The organism is Cereibacter sphaeroides 2.4.1 (assembly GCF_000012905.2).
GTDB classification, from domain to species: domain Bacteria; phylum Pseudomonadota; class Alphaproteobacteria; order Rhodobacterales; family Rhodobacteraceae; genus Cereibacter_A; species Cereibacter_A sphaeroides.
The window spans coordinates 797383-812427 of sequence record NC_007494.2 but is presented as its reverse complement, the minus strand read 5'-3'; the positions used below and the strand labels follow the sequence as shown (position 1 = coordinate 812427).

Annotated in this window: 14 protein-coding genes and 1 pseudogene; 3 read left to right on the top strand and 12 right to left on the bottom strand. The window is 69.0% G+C overall.

Annotation, left to right across the window (positions count from 1 at the left end; translation table 11 throughout):
• The 9 genes from RSP_RS19165 to RSP_RS19125 all read right to left on the bottom strand — a co-directional run bounded on the left by RSP_RS19165 (window position 1) and on the right by RSP_RS19125 (window position 8609).
• Entirely contained in the window at window positions 1-1065 is a 1065-nt protein-coding gene (locus RSP_RS19165) for a phosphotriesterase family protein (protein WP_011339534.1), read from the bottom strand.
• The gene (locus RSP_RS19160) at window positions 1062-2066 is read right to left on the bottom strand and encodes an ABC transporter permease (protein WP_009565164.1); all 1005 of its coding nucleotides are present in this window, start codon (window positions 2064-2066) and stop codon (window positions 1062-1064) included. The genes RSP_RS19165 and RSP_RS19160 overlap by 4 nt, the downstream gene beginning before the upstream one ends.
• The gene (locus RSP_RS19155; RefSeq protein WP_011339533.1) at window positions 2066-2851 is read right to left on the bottom strand and encodes an ATP-binding cassette domain-containing protein; all 786 of its coding nucleotides are present in this window, start codon (window positions 2849-2851) and stop codon (window positions 2066-2068) included. Before RSP_RS19155 ends, RSP_RS19160 begins: the two co-directional genes overlap by 1 nt.
• The gene (locus tag RSP_RS19150) at window positions 2848-3780 is read right to left on the bottom strand and encodes a substrate-binding domain-containing protein (protein ID WP_011339532.1); all 933 of its coding nucleotides are present in this window, start codon (window positions 3778-3780) and stop codon (window positions 2848-2850) included. The genes RSP_RS19155 and RSP_RS19150 overlap by 4 nt, the downstream gene beginning before the upstream one ends.
• A 2-nt stretch (window positions 3781-3782) precedes the next feature.
• Window positions 3783-4823 carry a LacI family DNA-binding transcriptional regulator gene (locus RSP_RS19145; protein WP_002723115.1) on the bottom strand — a complete coding sequence of 347 codons (1041 nt, stop codon included), beginning with the start codon at window positions 4821-4823 and terminating at the stop codon, window positions 3783-3785.
• Window positions 4824-5211: 388 nt separating this feature from the next.
• The gene (locus tag RSP_RS22485) at window positions 5212-5583 is read right to left on the bottom strand and encodes a hypothetical protein (protein WP_011339531.1); all 372 of its coding nucleotides are present in this window, start codon (window positions 5581-5583) and stop codon (window positions 5212-5214) included.
• Window positions 5584-5819: 236 nt separating this feature from the next.
• Window positions 5820-6266, bottom strand: coding sequence for a ferritin-like domain-containing protein (locus tag RSP_RS19135; RefSeq protein ID WP_002723112.1), 447 nt, complete (start codon window positions 6264-6266; stop codon window positions 5820-5822).
• A gap of 102 nt (window positions 6267-6368) precedes the next feature.
• Complete coding sequence (locus RSP_RS19130) at window positions 6369-7049, bottom strand: helix-turn-helix transcriptional regulator (RefSeq protein ID WP_011339530.1); 681 nt, start codon at window positions 7047-7049, stop codon at window positions 6369-6371.
• 573 nt (window positions 7050-7622) lie between these two features.
• On the bottom strand, window positions 7623-8609 hold the full coding sequence (locus RSP_RS19125) for a GNAT family N-acetyltransferase (protein WP_011339529.1): 987 nt from the start codon (window positions 8607-8609) through the stop codon (window positions 7623-7625).
• Between the two features lie 107 nt (window positions 8610-8716).
• On the opposite strand from RSP_RS19125, the gene RSP_RS19120 reads away from it, so the two are divergent.
• Window positions 8717-8974 (top strand): hypothetical protein, encoded by a 258-nt coding sequence (locus tag RSP_RS19120; protein WP_011339528.1) that lies wholly within the window; start codon window positions 8717-8719, stop codon window positions 8972-8974.
• 60 nt (window positions 8975-9034) lie between these two features.
• Here RSP_RS19120 and hpbA read toward each other — a convergent pair whose 3' ends face one another.
• Window positions 9035-11071: an N-methyl-L-proline N-demethylase HpbA gene (gene hpbA / locus RSP_RS19115; protein ID WP_017140423.1), complete on the bottom strand. Its 2037-nt coding sequence runs from the start codon at window positions 11069-11071 to the stop codon at window positions 9035-9037.
• A 138-nt stretch (window positions 11072-11209) separates the two neighbouring features.
• On the opposite strand from hpbA, the gene RSP_RS19110 reads away from it, so the two are divergent.
• Complete coding sequence (locus RSP_RS19110) at window positions 11210-11833, top strand: TetR/AcrR family transcriptional regulator (RefSeq protein ID WP_002723102.1); 624 nt, start codon at window positions 11210-11212, stop codon at window positions 11831-11833.
• A 237-nt stretch (window positions 11834-12070) separates the two neighbouring features.
• Window positions 12071-13237, top strand: coding sequence for a glycosyltransferase family protein (locus RSP_RS19105; RefSeq protein ID WP_011339526.1), 1167 nt, complete (start codon window positions 12071-12073; stop codon window positions 13235-13237).
• Between the two features lie 140 nt (window positions 13238-13377).
• Here the strand turns inward: RSP_RS19105 and RSP_RS22480 are convergent.
• A pseudogene (locus tag RSP_RS22480) lies at window positions 13378-13532 on the bottom strand (IS5/IS1182 family transposase); the annotation flags it as partial.
• 19 nt (window positions 13533-13551) lie between these two features.
• Window positions 13552-14589, bottom strand: coding sequence for a siderophore-interacting protein (locus tag RSP_RS19100; RefSeq protein WP_011339525.1), 1038 nt, complete (start codon window positions 14587-14589; stop codon window positions 13552-13554).
• Window positions 14590-15045 lie beyond the last annotated feature (456 nt).

The window sequence follows — 15045 nt, the reverse complement described above, 5'->3', positions numbered from 1 at the left end:
TTAGATGGAGGCGTCGAAGACCCGGCGCGGGTTCGTCACCATCAGCGTCTCGAGGGCCGCATCGTCCAGCCCGTGGCGCCGCAGACGCGGCAGGAAGTGCTTCGTCACGAAGGCGTAGCCGTTGCCGCCGTAGCGGGTGAGCATCATCTTCACGAAGACATCGTGCGACAGCAGGATCCGGTCGAGATAGCCGTGATCCGCAAGCCCGAGGATCGCGCGGGCCACCTCGTCGTCCGAGGGGCACTGCACCCCCTGATCGGCATAGAAGAAATCCATGCCGATCATGTCGAACTCGAGGAAGGCGCCGCGCTGGGCCAGTGTCGCCTGATAGACCGGGTCCATGTGCGAGGGGTTCATGTGGCACAGGACCGTGTGGCGCAGGTCGGCTCCCTCCTCTTCGACGAGGTCGAGCACGCGGTGCGCGAGGCGGAACCAGCCCGGCAGATGCACCATGAGCGGCAGGCCGGTGCGGACCTGCGCCCGGGCCGCGCCGCGGAGCGACTTCTCCTCCTCGGCCGTGAAGTCCGAGGAAACGCCGATCTCGCCGATCAGCCCGATGCGCGCATCGGTCCCGTCGGTGCCCTCCAGCGCCTCGGCCACGATCTCGTCGGCAATGTCATCGGCCGAGAGCCGCGCCGCGGTCTCGGGCATGGAGCTTGCGAGATAGTAGCCCGCCCCCATCACCACCTGCACGCCGGTCTCGGCCGAGATCCGGCGCAGCTTCACCGGATCGCGCCCGATGCCGCGGCAGGTCGGATCGACGATGCTTCGCCCGCCCACCGCGGCGAACTGCTTTACCTCGGCGATGGCCAGATCCAGATCGTCGAGCGCGATGTTGTGCTTGTTCACGAACGGGTCCTGCCGGAGTTCGGACAGGATCTCGATGCTGATCGGCGCCTCGGCCAGATACTGGCGCTCGGGCTCCTGCGGCGGGTTCCACCAGCAGCGGCAGTCGTTCTGCAGATGCTCGTGCATCAGCGTGTGGCCGAGGGCGGAGGACGGGATCGGCCCGTCCACCGTCATGATCCGGCCCGAGCGGACGTGGCAGGGAGAAAGCTCGCTCATGCCGGTTTCCTCCGTCCGAAGCGCCAGGGGCGATCGAAGAGCCGCGTGTTCATCCAGATGGCGACGAGGATGATGGTGCCTGTGACGATCTGGGTGAAGAAGGGCGAGATATGCATGAGGATCAGCCCGTTGCCGATGACGGCGATGGTCATGGTGCCGAGGACGGTGCCCAGCATCGAGGCCTTGCCGCCCATGAGCGAGGTGCCCCCCAGCACGACGGCCGCGATCACCTGCAGCTCGAAGCCCTGTGCCGCGTTGGACGAGCCCGAGCCGAGGCGGGCGGCGATCAGCATGCCCGCCACCGCGCTCGCCACGCCCGAGACGACATAGACCGAGGCCAGCACGCGCTTGGCGGGCATCCCCACCCGGCGCGCGGCCTCCATGTTCGAGCCGACGGCGATCACCTGCCGGCCATACTGGGTGCGCAGCATGACGACGAAGCCCAGCACGGCGATCAGGATCGCGATCAGGGCGGGCACGGGGAAGCCCAGCACCTCGCCGCGGCCGAGCCAGAAGAAGCCCGCCGCGTCGCGGATCGGGATCGAATAGCCCTCGGTCAGGTAGAGCGCGAAGCCGCGCAGGATCGAGAGGCCTGCGAGCGTCACGATGAAGGCCGGAATGCCCTGATAGGCGATGAACCAGCCCTGGATCCCGCCGATCAGCGCGCCGGCGACCAGCATCAGCGGCAGGGTCAGGGTCCAGTCGAGCCCGCTTGCCATGACGATGGCCGCGAGCGCGTTGATGAGCGCCACCATCGAGCCCACCGACAGGTCGATCCCGGCGGTCGTGATGACGAGGGTCATGGCCACGGCCACGATCAGGATGGGCGCCGCCTGTCGCACCACGTTGAGCAGGTTGCCCGAGGTGAGGAAGGTGGTGGTCATGGCGCCGAAGAACAGCAGACAGAGCGCGAAGAACAGCGCGATCGACAGGACCTGCGCATGGTCCCCGATGAAGTCGGCCAGCCGCGAGCCGGCCTGGCGCTCGGTGTAGGTCGCCATCAGTGGCCTCCCTTGCCGACGATGAGATCGACGAGTTCCTGCAGGTTGGTGTCGGCGATGGCGCGCTCGGCCACCTTGGTGCCCTCGTACATGACCGCCACGCGGTCGCAGACGCGGAACAGATCCTGCATCCGGTGGGTGACGAGCACGACGGCCACGCCCCGCGCCTTCACCCGGTTGATGAGGCCCAGCACCGCCTCGACCTCGGCCACGGCGAGGGCAGAGGTGGGCTCGTCCATCAGCAGGACCTTCGGCTCGAAGCTCGCCGCGCGGGCGATGGCGATGGCCTGCCGCTGGCCGCCCGAGAGCTTCTCGACCTTGGCGGTGAGGCGCGGGATGCGGATCTCGAGCGCGGCCAGCATCCGCTCGGCCTCGGCCAGCATCCGCTTCTGATCGAGGAACGGCCCGCGCTTCAGCTCGCGCCCGAGAAAGAGGTTGCCCACCACATCCACATGGTCGCAGAGCGCGAGGTCCTGATAGACCATCTCGATGTTGAGCGCGCGCGCCTCGGAGGGGGTCGCGAAGCGGACGGGCTTGCCCTCCATGGTGATCTCGCCCTCGTCGGGGATGTAGGTGCCCGAGATCACCTTCGAGAGGGTGGACTTGCCCGCCGCATTGTCGCCGATGAGGCCCAGGCACTCGCCCGGACGGATGTCGAGATCGACCCCGCGCAGGGCCTGATGCGAGCCGAAGGTCTTGTGGATGTTGCGCAGCGACAGGATCGGGGCTGCGGAGAGGGGGGGTACCCCCCTCTCTTCCTCGGGTGCGGAGGGCGCCGTCCTCATTTAAAGAGCGCCCGGAAGCCGTCGACATTGTCCTTGGTGACGATGGTCACGGGCACCGAGATGGTCTTGTCGACCTCGCCGCCGTCCGCGAGCGTCACCAGCGCCTCGACCGCCGCCGCGCCCATCGCTGCCGGATCCTGCTGGATCACGGCCTTGAGATAGCCCTCGTCGATGGCGTCGATGGCCTGCGCGGTCAGGTCCCAGCCGAAGATCGAGACATCGGCCTGCTTGCCCTGACTGGCCACGCCGGCGATGGCCCCCATCAGCGCGGGCTCGCCCGTGGCATAGATCGCGCTCAGGTCGGGGTTGGCGGTGATGAGGTTCTCGGCCGCCCCCAGCGCCACGTCCTGGATGTTCTGGCCGTCGACCGTGCCCACGACCGTCACCTTGTCGTCCAGCGCCTGCTCGAACCCGTCCTTGCGGACGTTCTGGATGTAGGAGTTGAGCGCGCCGACGATCCCGAGCTTCGAGGGCTCGGCCATGGTCTCGTTGTAATGCGCCGCGAGGTCGGCGCCGGCCTTGGCATTGTCCACGCCGATCTGCGCCTTCTGCGGCCCCTCGGGCAGGATCGCGTCGATGGCCACCACGGGGATGCCTGCATCGGCCGCCTGCTGGACGGCGGGCATGATGCCGTTCACGTCGATGGCCACCACCGCGAGACCGTCCACGCCTTCCTGGATGTAGGTCTCGATCGCGCTGTTCTGCGCGGCCGAGTCGTTGTTCGCATTGAAGATGACGAGCTTGACGCCCGCCTTGTCGGCCGCTTCCTGCGCGCCGCGATTCATCTCGTTGAAGAACAGGGCCTGCTGGTTGATCTGGACCAGCGCCACGGTTTTCTGCTCCTGCGCGAAGGCGGGCAGGGCCGCGGCGCCGAGCAGGCTCGAGGTCAGCAGGGCGCCGAGGGCACGGCGGGTGAAGTGGGGGGTCATGGTCAATCCTCGCTGTTTGTGTTGCGTCTGGTCTGTCCGACCGGCGGTGCAACGGACTCCCGCTCGATCAGCGTGACAGGAAGCAGCTCCTCTGGCGGGAGCCTTTCGGGGTCGACCGGCGGGGGGGCGAGCAGCAGCTCGAGGGCGCGCCTGCCCAGATCCCGAACCGGTTGCCGCACCGCTGTCACGGCCGGTGCGAAAAGATGGAGCGGGCCCACATCGTCGAAGCCCACGACGGAGACGTCGCGCGGGATCGACAGGCCCGCCTCGCGGAGCACCTCGTAGAGCCCGATGGTGAGCTCATCCGAGGTGGCGAAGATCGCGGTGGGGCGGTCCGGCCCGCGGGCGACGAAGGCCTGCGCCGCGGCGCGTCCCGCCTCGAACGTGTAGGGCCCGCAGGAGCGTTCGATGCGCACGTCCGGGCCTGCGATCTCGCGCATCCCCTCGAGGAAGCCCGCATAGCGGCGCGCGCCCGAGATCATCTGGTCGACGCCGCCGATGAAGAGCACATGGCGGTGGCCCGCGCGGGCGAGCCGGCGGCCCGCAAGCCGCCCGCCCTCGGCATTGTCGCAGAAGAGTTTCGGCACCCGTGCCTCGGCGATGTCCTCGTCCACCACCACGCAGGGACCGCCGCTGTTGACCTTCTCGGCCAGTGCCCGCGAGCCCGCATGGTTGGTGATGAAGATCAGCCCGTCGGCATGGCCCTGCCGGATATGATCGAGATATTTGAGTTCGCGGTCGGGGCGGTTCAGCGTGGCATGCAGCGCGAGCGACAGGCCCCGCGCATCGGCCTCGGCCTCGACCGCCGCCACGAAGGTGGCGAAGAAGGGCGTGGCAATGTCGGGCACCACGAGCGCGATCGTATCCGACCGTCCGAGGCTCAGCCGCCGGGCATGGGGATTGGGGCTGTAGTTCAGGGTGCGGATGGCCGTGTCGATGGCCTCGGCCGTGCGCGCAGGCAGCTCGAGCGAGCCGTTCAGATAGCGCGAAACGGTCGTCTTCGACACGTTCGCCGCCCGCGCCACATCCTGAAGATTGGCCATTCTACCTCGTCCAGATGATCCCGATCCCGAAGTAAATCGGTTTAGTAAACTGGTTTATCTGAACGCTAGGCCGAATCTCCCGCTGCTGTAAAGCGCCATTCAGGTCCGGGAGGGGCGATGACCGATTTCCGGTCGTTCTGCCTCCTGCGCTGTCGGTTCGTGAAAATGTCCTGAGGGGTCTCGGCGCATGGCGCGCAAGGGTCAGGATCAGCTGCGTCGCGCCGGGCAGGGAGGCGGTGCGGAGGCTATGTGCACCGGATCGTGCCGGTCGCCGCCTGCAGCCGATGGCGCGAGCCAGCCTCCACCGTCCGCGTCGCTGTGTGGTCCCGGAAGTGCCGGCCGCGGCCTCTGTCTCCCGGGGCGCGTGTCCGGCCGCCCGGTCAGAAGCTCAGCGCCGACGCTGCGGGATACTGCGTGCCTGAAGGCCCATGAGCAGCAGAAGGGACGCCAGCGCCACGGCCAGCCCGACGGCGAGGGTTCGACGCGGCGACGCGTCGGTGGCCGCCGGATCCTCGAGCTTTTCGTCCGCCGCGGCGTCCGCCGTCCCCGGCGCGCCGGATGTGAGATCGGCCGCGTTGGCCGTGGCCTCATCGGGCAGGCCCACTGTTGGCCCGGCTTCGCGATCCGCCCCTCGCACCACTGCGCTTTCCGGCAGAGCATCCGCACCGGCTGCTGTTGCCGGATCCTCCTGCGCTCCGGCCCCGTGAGCCAGAAGCGCGACCAATGCTCCGGCCGCGAGCCCGATCGTCCAACGCGCCATACCGCTTACCCATACAGAACACCGGCCTCCGTTCCGAGACCGGTGTCCATCCTAGCAGTCCGGCGACCGTGCTGAACCCGGCCGCGCCCCTGCATATTGACGCAGGGACCGCGAGGGCCTTCCTCAGGTCTCTAGGTCTCTAGGTCTCTAGGTCTCTAGGTCTCTAGGTCTCTAGGTCTCTAGGTCTCTAGGTCTCTAGGTCTCTAGGTCTCTAGGTGCCGCCGGTCGGGGCCTCGTCAGGACGTGGCCGCGCGCGCCTCCTCGAGCAGCCGCACCAGTTCCTGGCGAAGTTCGCTCAGCTTCGTCGCGACCTCGGGCGGTTGCGGTTGGGCAATCGCTTCGTCGAAGGCGTCGATGACGTTCTGTTCGCCGCTTTCGATCTGCTGGATCACATCCTCGTCGATCTTGTCGAAGATCGCCCGCAGCGAAACCACGGCGCGGTTCACGGTGGACATGAAGGTGCCGTCGTCCCCGGGGCTCCGGCCGGCAACCGACAGAAGCGCCGCGATCTCGGAGGACTGGCGGCGATGCAGCTCCTGGAACCGGCGGGCGAGCGGAAGGAACTCGGGCTCCGCCTTCTCCACCATCGTGTCGAAGCCTGCGAGCACGTCGACGGTGCGGTCATGCAGCGTCTCGAGCGCGTCGGCCGCGGCGGTATCGGGGGTATAGGACTGGTTACTCATCGAAAGGCCCTTTCAATCTGAATGAGCCGGATCAACGTGAGGCCGGCCGGCCTGTTCCGCGCGACGTTGCGGCGCGCGGAGCGCGCGGCCCGCCCGCAGCGGTCAGAGCAGCCCGCGGCGCTGGGCGATGTTGGCGGCCTGCACCGCGGTCCGGGCGCCCAGGCGATCGCAGGCGGCCTTGAAGCGGGCCTTCACCGCGCCTTCGGTGATGCCCAGACGGTGCGCGATCTCCTTGTAGCGCACGCCCTCGCTCAGCATCCGCAGGACCTCCGCCTGACTGGGGGTGAGCGCGTCGCGGTTCGGGGCATGAAGCTCGGCCAGTGTCGCGCGGAGCGTCGCGATCTCGTGGTTGGTCATCTCGCGGTCGTTGCGGGCGAAGAGGCCGAAGCTCCGCTTGCGGCTGCGGGCGGTGCGGGCGGGCAGGCCGATCACGCAACCGAAGCGCAGCCCATGACGGCGGTAGGCGGCGAGCACCCCCGCCTCGTCGGGCAGATGGACGGCGCTCCAGCGCGCGGCCCCGTTTGCGGAGGCCGCCCAGCGGATCAGCGGATCGCGCAGGCCGAAGGCCTGAACCGTGTAGTGGCGGATCCAGGACGACGGAAAGAAGTTGCATTCGTCCTCTGGCGCGAGGAACCCCACCCTCAGCGCCACATAGCAGCCGGCCGGAGCCAGATCACGGAACAGAGGTTCCTGATCCGTCAGGGCCGAGAGGGTTCCACGCTTCATCTTCTCATTTCGCTGGGCAGCCGATTGCGGCGCGAGGAGACCGTGCTGCCGTCCCATTCTCAAGTTGCGCAAAAGGTAAGGCGCTGGAAGGCCCGTCTTTTGAGCATCTGGTAAAAAAAAGAAGTAATTACATGAGCTTGGTGGGTGATCGCCTCAATCCGCGGACAAACCCTGAGGTTGAGGTGGGAGAGGCCCGACTCGCGCCCGTTACCGAAAATGTGCAGATGGCGGGTGTGGGGCGCAGCGGATCAGGTCGGCCGCCTGCGGCTTCTCCTGTCGCGGATCCGGCCATCGGACGGCAGGGGCCGGAAGCCGATGGCGGTTCGGGCTCGGGCCGCCTCCTGCGGCCGGCACGGTCTCTTCCCGACAGGCGTGAAGTGGACCTGTCCGGCGCCGTGGAGCGAGGCGGACGCGATGGTGCCCCGGAGGGGGTGACGGCCCCTCCTGTGCCGGGCAAGGCGGAGGACCGCTCCGGCGTCGTGCTGGCGCCTGACCGGAGCAGCATCGTGCAGAGGGCTTCCGAAGGTCGCGCTTCCCGGCCGCCGTACGCCGGTCGTGAGCGCGAACCTGAGCGGGACGCCGCGTCCGCGCAGGCTTGCGCCGGACCCTCCGGGCGCGGCCCGGAGCCCGTCAGCCTCGCGCGGACGGTCTCGCGGTCTGCGGCACGACGCCCGCGCGGAGCCCGAGCCGCGCAATCCGGGCCACAGAGCCCGTGCCCGGCGCGCGGAGCCAGGTCGCCCCGAGCGGACAGGCTGCCGCTCCGGTTCCGAGCTTGAACCGCGCGATGCCTTCCGTCCGCTCCGTGTCGAGCAGGCCCAGCTCCAGCGCCAGGATCCCCATCTCCTTCAGCCGCTCGATCGCCCTCCAGAGCAGCAGAGTGTGCGCATGGAGCCTGCGCCCGGCTGGCGATGTCCAGGCGAGGTGGTAGGTGGCCCAGGGGGGATGGATCAGGATCAGGATACCCGCCAGCGGCCCGCGGTCCCCCTCGGCGGCAAGGAGCAGCGTCCGGCCGCTTCGCGCCCAGGCGCGGGCGAAGGCCGGCGGCAGGCGCGCATAGCCCCGCGCCTGCGCCTGTGCCGCCTCGGCCCCGAGCAGCCAGTGTCCCGGGTTGTCGGGCAGGCTCGTCTCCGTCACCCGGAGCCCCGTGCGCTCTGCCTGCGCCAGCTTGTTCCGCCAGGCCGGCGCCAGTCCCGCCCGCAGCGTCGACAGCTCAGGCGCCAGCGCGAGCCGGGCCACATGAGCGGCCGTCATCACCGGGATCATGCCGCCGTGTAAGACGGGGCTGCCATCCTCGGCCTCAGGCGTGAAGAGGACGGCGCGGTGCCCTTGGCCGAGCGCCGACAGAAGCTCCGCCATGGCCGTCTCCGACCGCGCGCGCGGGGTGTCCGGCCTCCAGACCGGCCCCCGCGACAGAAGCGCCACGCGTCCGACGACCGGCAGCTGCCGGGCGAGAACCTGCGCCGTGCCGAGCGTCCGGCGCCCCTCGCGCCATTCGAGCCAGAGAGCCTCGGCCCCGAGGCTGCCGCAGGCCCGGCCGTAGGAGGGATGCTGCTGCATGGGCAGGCCGGCCCCTTCGGGCGGACGCGGGATGTCGCAGAGGGTCCAGCAGCAACGCATTCCGCCTTTAACCACACGGCAACTAATGGGGGGTAAACGCCGTCGTGGCTTTGCTGGCGAATGCGACGCCGGGCGGTGCGACAAGCTGGGGATACGGGGAGGGGCTTATGAAGCGGGGGCGAGACGAGGCGACGGGGGCGGATCTGCGAGGACCGGAGCGGGCGCGGGCGGGGGGCGCGCCGCGCGATGGGGCATCTGGCGGACGCGCGGCCACCACCGGGGCCGGGTCGGGCGTGGTCCGCGGCATCCATGCGCCGGCTTCGCGGCCGACGGCCATGGGCGGGCTCTGGATTGCGCTTTTCCTCACGCTGCCCTTCGCCGCCCTCGGCGTGCTGATCGATTTCGGATCGCGGCTCCTGCAGTGACCCGAGGCGCGGCCCCCGAGGGACCTGCGGAGGCCCCGTCTCGGGGCCTGCCTGCGGCCGTCAGAGGTCGCGCACCAGCCGCAGCGCGTCATAGATCGCGGCGTGGGTGTTGCGCGCAGCCACCGCGTCTCCGATCCGGTAGAGGCGGAAGCGGCCCTCGGGATTGATCAGCCGCTCCTGCGAGCCCCCCGTGGCAAGGGCGTCGTAATCTACCTCGCCCAGGTTCGACGAGAGCGGCTTCAGCTCGAAATAGAGATCGTCGAGCGGCCGCGTGCCGTGGTTGACCACCACCTGATCGACCAGCCGGTCCCGCAGCATGGGGCCGTAGTCGCTGCCCAGCACCGCGCGCAGGCGGTTGCCTTCGCGCCGGACCGACTTGAGGCGCCATGTCACGGTGAAGGTTGCGTCGCGCGCCTGCAGGCTGCGCATGTAGGGCACGAGGTTCATCGCCATCACCTCGGGTGCGAAGCTGCGGTCGGGTGTCACGACCTCGACCGCGGCTCCGGTCGCGGCTATGAGGTCGGCCGCCTGAAGCCCCGCATGATCGCCCGCATCGTCGAAGACGAGGGCGCTGGCACCCGGTTTCACATCGCCCGAGAGGATGTCCCAGGCCGAGCAGACGAGGTCGTTGCCCTCTTCCAGCACCTCGGTATGCGGCAGGCCCCCGGTGGCCACGATGACCGCATCGGGCTCTGTCGCAAGCACCGCCTCGGCCTCGGCGAAGCTGTTGAAATGAAATTTCACCCCCAGCTTGCCGCACTGGTCGAGACGCCAGCCCACTATGGACATCATCTCGCGCCGTCGCTCCTGCCGCGCGGCGAGCCGCAGCTGACCGCCGGCCTCGGACGCCGCTTCGAACACCGTCACCGCATGTCCCCGGCTGCCGGCCACGCGCGCGGCCTCGAGGCCGGCCGGGCCGGCGCCCACCACGGTGATACGTTTTTTTACCGGGGCAGGGGCGATCTCGTGGGGCTGCTCGATCTCGCGCCCGCTGGAGGGGTTGTGCAGGCAGAGCGCCATGCCGCCCTGATAGATCCGGTCGAGGCAGTAGTTCGCGCCGACGCAGGGGCGGATGTCGTCTTCGCGGCCTTCGACGATCTTGCGCACGAGATGCGGGTCGGCCAGGTGGGCGCGCGTCATGCCCACCATGTCGAGCTTGCCGCTGGCAATGGCGTGGCGCGCGGTTGCCACGTCGGGAATGCGCGCCGCATGGAAGGTGGGGAAACCGGTGGCGGCGCGGATCTCGCCCGCGAAATCGAGATGGGGCGCGCTGCGCATCCCCTGGATCGGGATCAGGTCGGTAAGGCCGGGGTCGGTGTCGATATGTCCCTTCACGACGTTCAGGAAATCGATCAACCCGCTCTCCTTCAGCCGGCGCGAGACCTCGAGCCCCTCGGCCGGGCCCATCCCCCCCGCCAGATCCTGATCGCCCGTGTAGCGGACGCCCACGATGAAATCGGGCCCTACGCGCCTGCGGATCGCGCCGAGCACCTCGAAGGTGAAGCGCAACCGGTTCTCGAGGCTGCCACCCCACGGCGCCTCGAGATCGTTGGTCAGAGGCGACCAGAACTGCTCGAGCAGGTGGCCGTAGGCTTCGAGCTCGATCCCGTCGAGGCCCGCCGCCTTCATCCGCTCGGCCGCGTCGGCGAAGTCGCCCACGATGCGGGCGATGTCCCACTCCTCCATCCGCTTGGGGAAGGCGCGGTGGGCCGCCTCGCGCTCGTGGCTCGGCGCCACCACCGGAAGCCAGTCGCCCTTGTCCCACCGCGTGCGCCGCCCGAGATGGGTGAGCTGGATCATCACCGCCGCGCCATGGTCGTGGCATTCGTCGGCAAGCTTTTTCATCCAGCCGACCACCTCGTCCTTCCAGACCAGGACGTTGTTGAAGACGGGCGGACTGTCGCGCGAGACGCTGGCCGATCCCGCCGTCATGGTCAGGGCCACGCCCGCCTTCGCCCGCTCGACATGATAGGCGCGATAGCGGTCCTTCGGCATCCCGTCCTCGGGATAGGCGGGCTCGTGGCTGGTGATGAGGATGCGGTTGCGCAGCGTGAGATGCTTGAGCCGGTAGGGCTGGAGGAGGGGGTCGTTCGACATGGGAGACTCCTTGGCGGGACGGATGCATCATCTGCCAAAATGTTCAGTTGTGTCAATTAAAGGTTCGGCAGTGACCAATGGATGATCTGTGGCGAACATTCGCTTGCCTGCCGGCTGTCGCCCGCCTAAGCACGGGACATGGAGGAACGGGATTCCGAGACGGGGTGGCGCGGGTCGCGCGAAGGCTGGCTTCAGGCGGCCTACGAGGCGCTGATCGAGGGCGGCGTGGAATCGGTCAAGATCATGACCCTCGCCGCGCGGCTGAAGCTCTCCCGCACCAGCTTCTACTGGTTCTTCAAGGACCGGGCCGACGTGCTGGATGCGCTGCGCAGCCAGTGGGCCGGGACGACGACCGCGCCCCTCGTGGCGGCCTCTGCCGAATATGCGGAGAGCCGGGCCGAAGCGATGCTGAATGTGCTGGCCTGCTTCCTCTCGGGTCGGTTCGATGCGCGCTTCGAATTCGCGGCCCGCAGCTGGGGCCTGCAGGATCCCGCCATGGCTGCGGCCGTCGAGGCGGCGGATGCCGAGCGGCTGGCGGCGCTGACCGACATGCTCGCGCGGTGGGGGCACGATCCGCAGGAGGCGGATGTGCGGGCGCGGACCGTCTATCTGGTGCAGATCGGCTATATCTCGATGCGGGCGGAGGAGACGCTGGAGACGCGGCTCGCGCGCATTCCGAACTATGTCGAGATCTACACCGGCGTGCGCCCCGAGCCGCGCGAGATGGCGAGGTTCCGGGCGAGGCTGGGTCTTGCGGTCTGAGCAGAGACGCCACCGACGGTCTGCCGGGGGACGATGCACGTTCAGGAAGCGCCCACTCCTCCTGTGCGGGTGACGAGTGCAACCCTGACGTGTGGCGGCGCAGGTTTTATGGCCTTTTCGCGATTGGTGCCTTGAAAGACGGAGCCGGATCGGCATCCTTGACCCATCTTTTATCTTTTCATTGGCAAGCGCACCGTCGGGTGCCGCACGCAAACTGATCGTTCGAGGATTTTCGGCATGACCCTTCGCAGGACGCTGCTCGTTTCCACGCACAACATGGATGCCCGGCCGTGGAGCGGCGTGCTCTGGGAATGGTCGAACGTCGTCTCGCGGCTCGAGGGCGGGCGGGTGATCGCGCCGCAGGACCGTCTCTACCGGCCGGGCGCGGGCGCGGTGAGCCTGCCGTTGCGCGACCGGCTGGAGCTCAAATACCGCAAGCTGCGCGGGCACTACGTCCCGCGGATGGAGCCGATGACGCTCGATCTCGACTACGACCTCACCCTCTACACCTGCCAGTTCGTCTATGAGATCGAGGAGATCGACCAGATCCGGCAGTGGCGCGACCGGTCGGGGATCGCCGCGATCTTTCTTCTGGAAAGCTGGTCCTCGACCTTCGAGCAATGGAAGGACAAGCTGCGGCTGCTGGATCGGTTCGACCATGTCTTCGTGCTGAACGGCTCGAGCAAGGAAGCGCTGGCGCGCTATACGAGCGCGCCGATCACGCAGCTGTCCACGGCAACCGACACGATGCTGACCGCGCCGTTCCCGCATCTGCCGAAGCGCGGCATCGATGTGACGGTGATCGGGCGCCGCGATGCGTCGGTGCACGAGCGTCTTCTCGATCTCTCCGCCGAGCGCGACCTCGTCTATGTCTATGACGTCTGGAAGGGGCAGGAGATGCGCGACGGCTGGGCGCCGGTGCGGCGCTACAACGCCGACCTGATCCGGCACAGCCACTGCTTCCTCGCCTGGGATCCGGGCGATCCGTCTGCGGTGCGCGAACTCGCCGGCGGCGACCGGGCGCTGTCGACGCGCTATTTCGAGGGGGCGGCCGGCGGTGCGCTCGTCCTCGGCAGTGCGCCCGATTGCCCGGAATATCATCAGGCCTTCGACTGGCCCGATGCGCTGATCCCGCTCGACCGGGACATCGGCGAGGTGCTGGCCGAACTCGAGGACAATCCGGCCCGGGTCGAGCGGGCACGGCGCAGCAACATCGCGCAGTCGCTGCGCCGTCACGACTGGGCCCACCGCTGGAAGCGGGTGCTCGACACGCTGGGGCTCGAGGCCACGCCCGAGCATGAGCGGCGGCTTCAGCAGCTCAATGAGATGGCGGCCCATGTCGAGCGGGCCGAGCCTGTCGTCCGCACGCGGCCGACGATGCTCGCCTCGACTGCAACGGGCTAGGCGCCTCGGCGGGGTCCAGAGGATGACGATGGGAAGCGGCGTCGCCCGGCCGTAACGGCTTGGGTGCGGCGCGGCGCCGCTGACGGGCACTCTGTTGCGGCAATCGGCTGACAGCCGGGCCTCCCCTTGGCCGGACAGACCTATCCTGCGACCTCGGTGACAGGTATGCCGAAGACGGGGCAGCCATTTGGGACGGCGATGCGGACCTGCGGCTCGGCAACCTGGCGTTCGAACTTCCGCCCATCAGATGCGGGCCCGGAAGCTTCGCACAGTGCCTCCTCGTTTCGATGCGTGCCGTCACCCGTCCGCAGGCTTCATCCCTCTCGACGCCAGTAGGTCGAGAAATAGGGGCGCATCGACGCCACCCGCGGGTCGCGCCGGAAATGGGCGCGTGCCTCCCGCACGGTCGCCTGCTCCGCCGCCACCCAGAGGTAGGGGGGCGGCGCATCGGGATCGAGATCGACCGCCCTCAGCGCTGCAAGCAGCGTCTCTCCCGCGTGGCGCCGGAGCCATGTCACCTCGACCTGCTCGGGCGCGCGGAGGGGCATGCGGTCACCGTCGTCGCCGATCTCGATCAGCACCCGGCCGCGCCGGTCGGCGGCGGAGGTCTCGAGGATGCGCCGGATCGCGGGCAGCGCCGTCTCGTCGCCCGCAAGGAGGATCTCGCCCGCGTCCGGAAGATCGCCGCCGCCCGGTCCCATCACCGCCACCTTCGTGCCGAGCGGGGCCGAGAGCGCCCAGGCGCTCGCCCGGCTTCCTTCATGCAGGAAGAGGTCGAAGGTGAAGCGGTTCGCCTCCGGCTCCAGCGCGACGAACGTGTAGGCCGCGCGGTGCAGCGCCTCCTCGCCCTCGGGCCAGACGGTGCGGCCGCGCCCGTCGAGCCGCGGCCAGACCGGCGCGCGGCCCTCGGGCGACAGGAGCAGCGAGAAATGCATCGGCCCCGCATCGAGCGCCGCCGTGCCCGCGCAGCCCATCGTCAGGCGCAGGAAGTTCGCGCCCCGCCGCTCGCGGGCGACGAGCGTCGCGGGATGAAGGCTCGGCGGCCGCTGCGTCTCGGGGGTTCCCGTCCAGGCGATGCCCTTGCCCGCAGCGGGGCAGACATGGTCGAGCAGATACATCGCACTCTCGCGAAGCTGGTAGAGCTCCACCGGGCCGCCGGCGCGGATCGCGATGCGCAGGCGCGCCCCCGCGGCCTCGATCTCGGTCTGGCCGCGGCCATAGGCGATGCGCAGGAGACCGTCCCTCCGCTCCTGAGGGATCTCGAACGCCGCCACATGCTCCTCGATGTGGTCGAGCAGCCCTTCCGGCAGCGGACCTTCGTAGAAGCCTACGGTCTGTTGAGCGAGGGTCATGGATGTCTCCTCAATGCGGGATCACGAGCGGCGTCCCTTGCGCGGGGTCGACCGGCAGGCGTCCGCAGGCGGATGCAGGGTGCCCCGCGCCGAGCGACAAGGCGCGGGGAGAGCGGTTGCTCTCCCGTCCGCGCGTTCCTCGGCGCTCGGCGCGGTCCGAGGGCCCGCTTTTCCTGCTGGCAGAAGCACCGCCTGCGGGGTCCGGCCGGACGGCCGGCCTTGGCCGCCGCGCGCGTGATGCGCAGGCAAAGCGCAGATTGCCGAAAGGTAAGCTCAGGCAGGGCAAGCAGCGACATGGTCCACCGTGCTGATGGGTTCGGTGGCTTGCACGGCACCTTTCGCGGAGGGAAACGCGAAGCGCCCGACTGGCTGGCGTCTCCTCCTAATGACCCGAGAATACCTGACAAGTCAACTCGGTCTTTGCGGCCTGCCTTTAGCGGTCCGGCAGCCGCGTTC

Bases quoted from the DNA above. Each gene is read 5' to 3' on its own strand.
- RSP_RS19145 (WP_002723115.1), bottom strand. From the start codon at position 4,823: ATGGCCAATCTTCAGGATGTGGCGCGGGCGGCGAACGTGTCGAAGACG.
- RSP_RS19125 (WP_011339529.1), bottom strand. From the start codon at position 8,609: ATGCGTTGCTGCTGGACCCTCTGCGACATCCCGCGTCCGCCCGAAGGG.
- RSP_RS19120 (WP_011339528.1), top strand. From the start codon at position 8,717: ATGAAGCGGGGGCGAGACGAGGCGACGGGGGCGGATCTGCGAGGACCG.
- RSP_RS19110 (WP_002723102.1), top strand. From the start codon at position 11,210: ATGGAGGAACGGGATTCCGAGACGGGGTGGCGCGGGTCGCGCGAAGGC.
- RSP_RS19105 (WP_011339526.1), top strand. From the start codon at position 12,071: ATGACCCTTCGCAGGACGCTGCTCGTTTCCACGCACAACATGGATGCC.
- RSP_RS19135 (WP_002723112.1), bottom strand. From the start codon at position 6,266: ATGAGTAACCAGTCCTATACCCCCGATACCGCCGCGGCCGACGCGCTC.
- RSP_RS19155 (WP_011339533.1), bottom strand. From the start codon at position 2,851: ATGAGGACGGCGCCCTCCGCACCCGAGGAAGAGAGGGGGGTACCCCCC.
- RSP_RS19150 (WP_011339532.1), bottom strand. From the start codon at position 3,780: ATGACCCCCCACTTCACCCGCCGTGCCCTCGGCGCCCTGCTGACCTCG.
- RSP_RS22485 (WP_011339531.1), bottom strand. From the start codon at position 5,583: ATGGCGCGTTGGACGATCGGGCTCGCGGCCGGAGCATTGGTCGCGCTT.
- RSP_RS19130 (WP_011339530.1), bottom strand. From the start codon at position 7,049: ATGGGACGGCAGCACGGTCTCCTCGCGCCGCAATCGGCTGCCCAGCGA.
- hpbA (WP_017140423.1), bottom strand. From the start codon at position 11,071: ATGTCGAACGACCCCCTCCTCCAGCCCTACCGGCTCAAGCATCTCACG.
- RSP_RS19160 (WP_009565164.1), bottom strand. From the start codon at position 2,066: ATGGCGACCTACACCGAGCGCCAGGCCGGCTCGCGGCTGGCCGACTTC.
- RSP_RS19165 (WP_011339534.1), bottom strand. From the start codon at position 1,065: ATGAGCGAGCTTTCTCCCTGCCACGTCCGCTCGGGCCGGATCATGACG.
- RSP_RS19100 (WP_011339525.1), bottom strand. From the start codon at position 14,589: ATGACCCTCGCTCAACAGACCGTAGGCTTCTACGAAGGTCCGCTGCCG.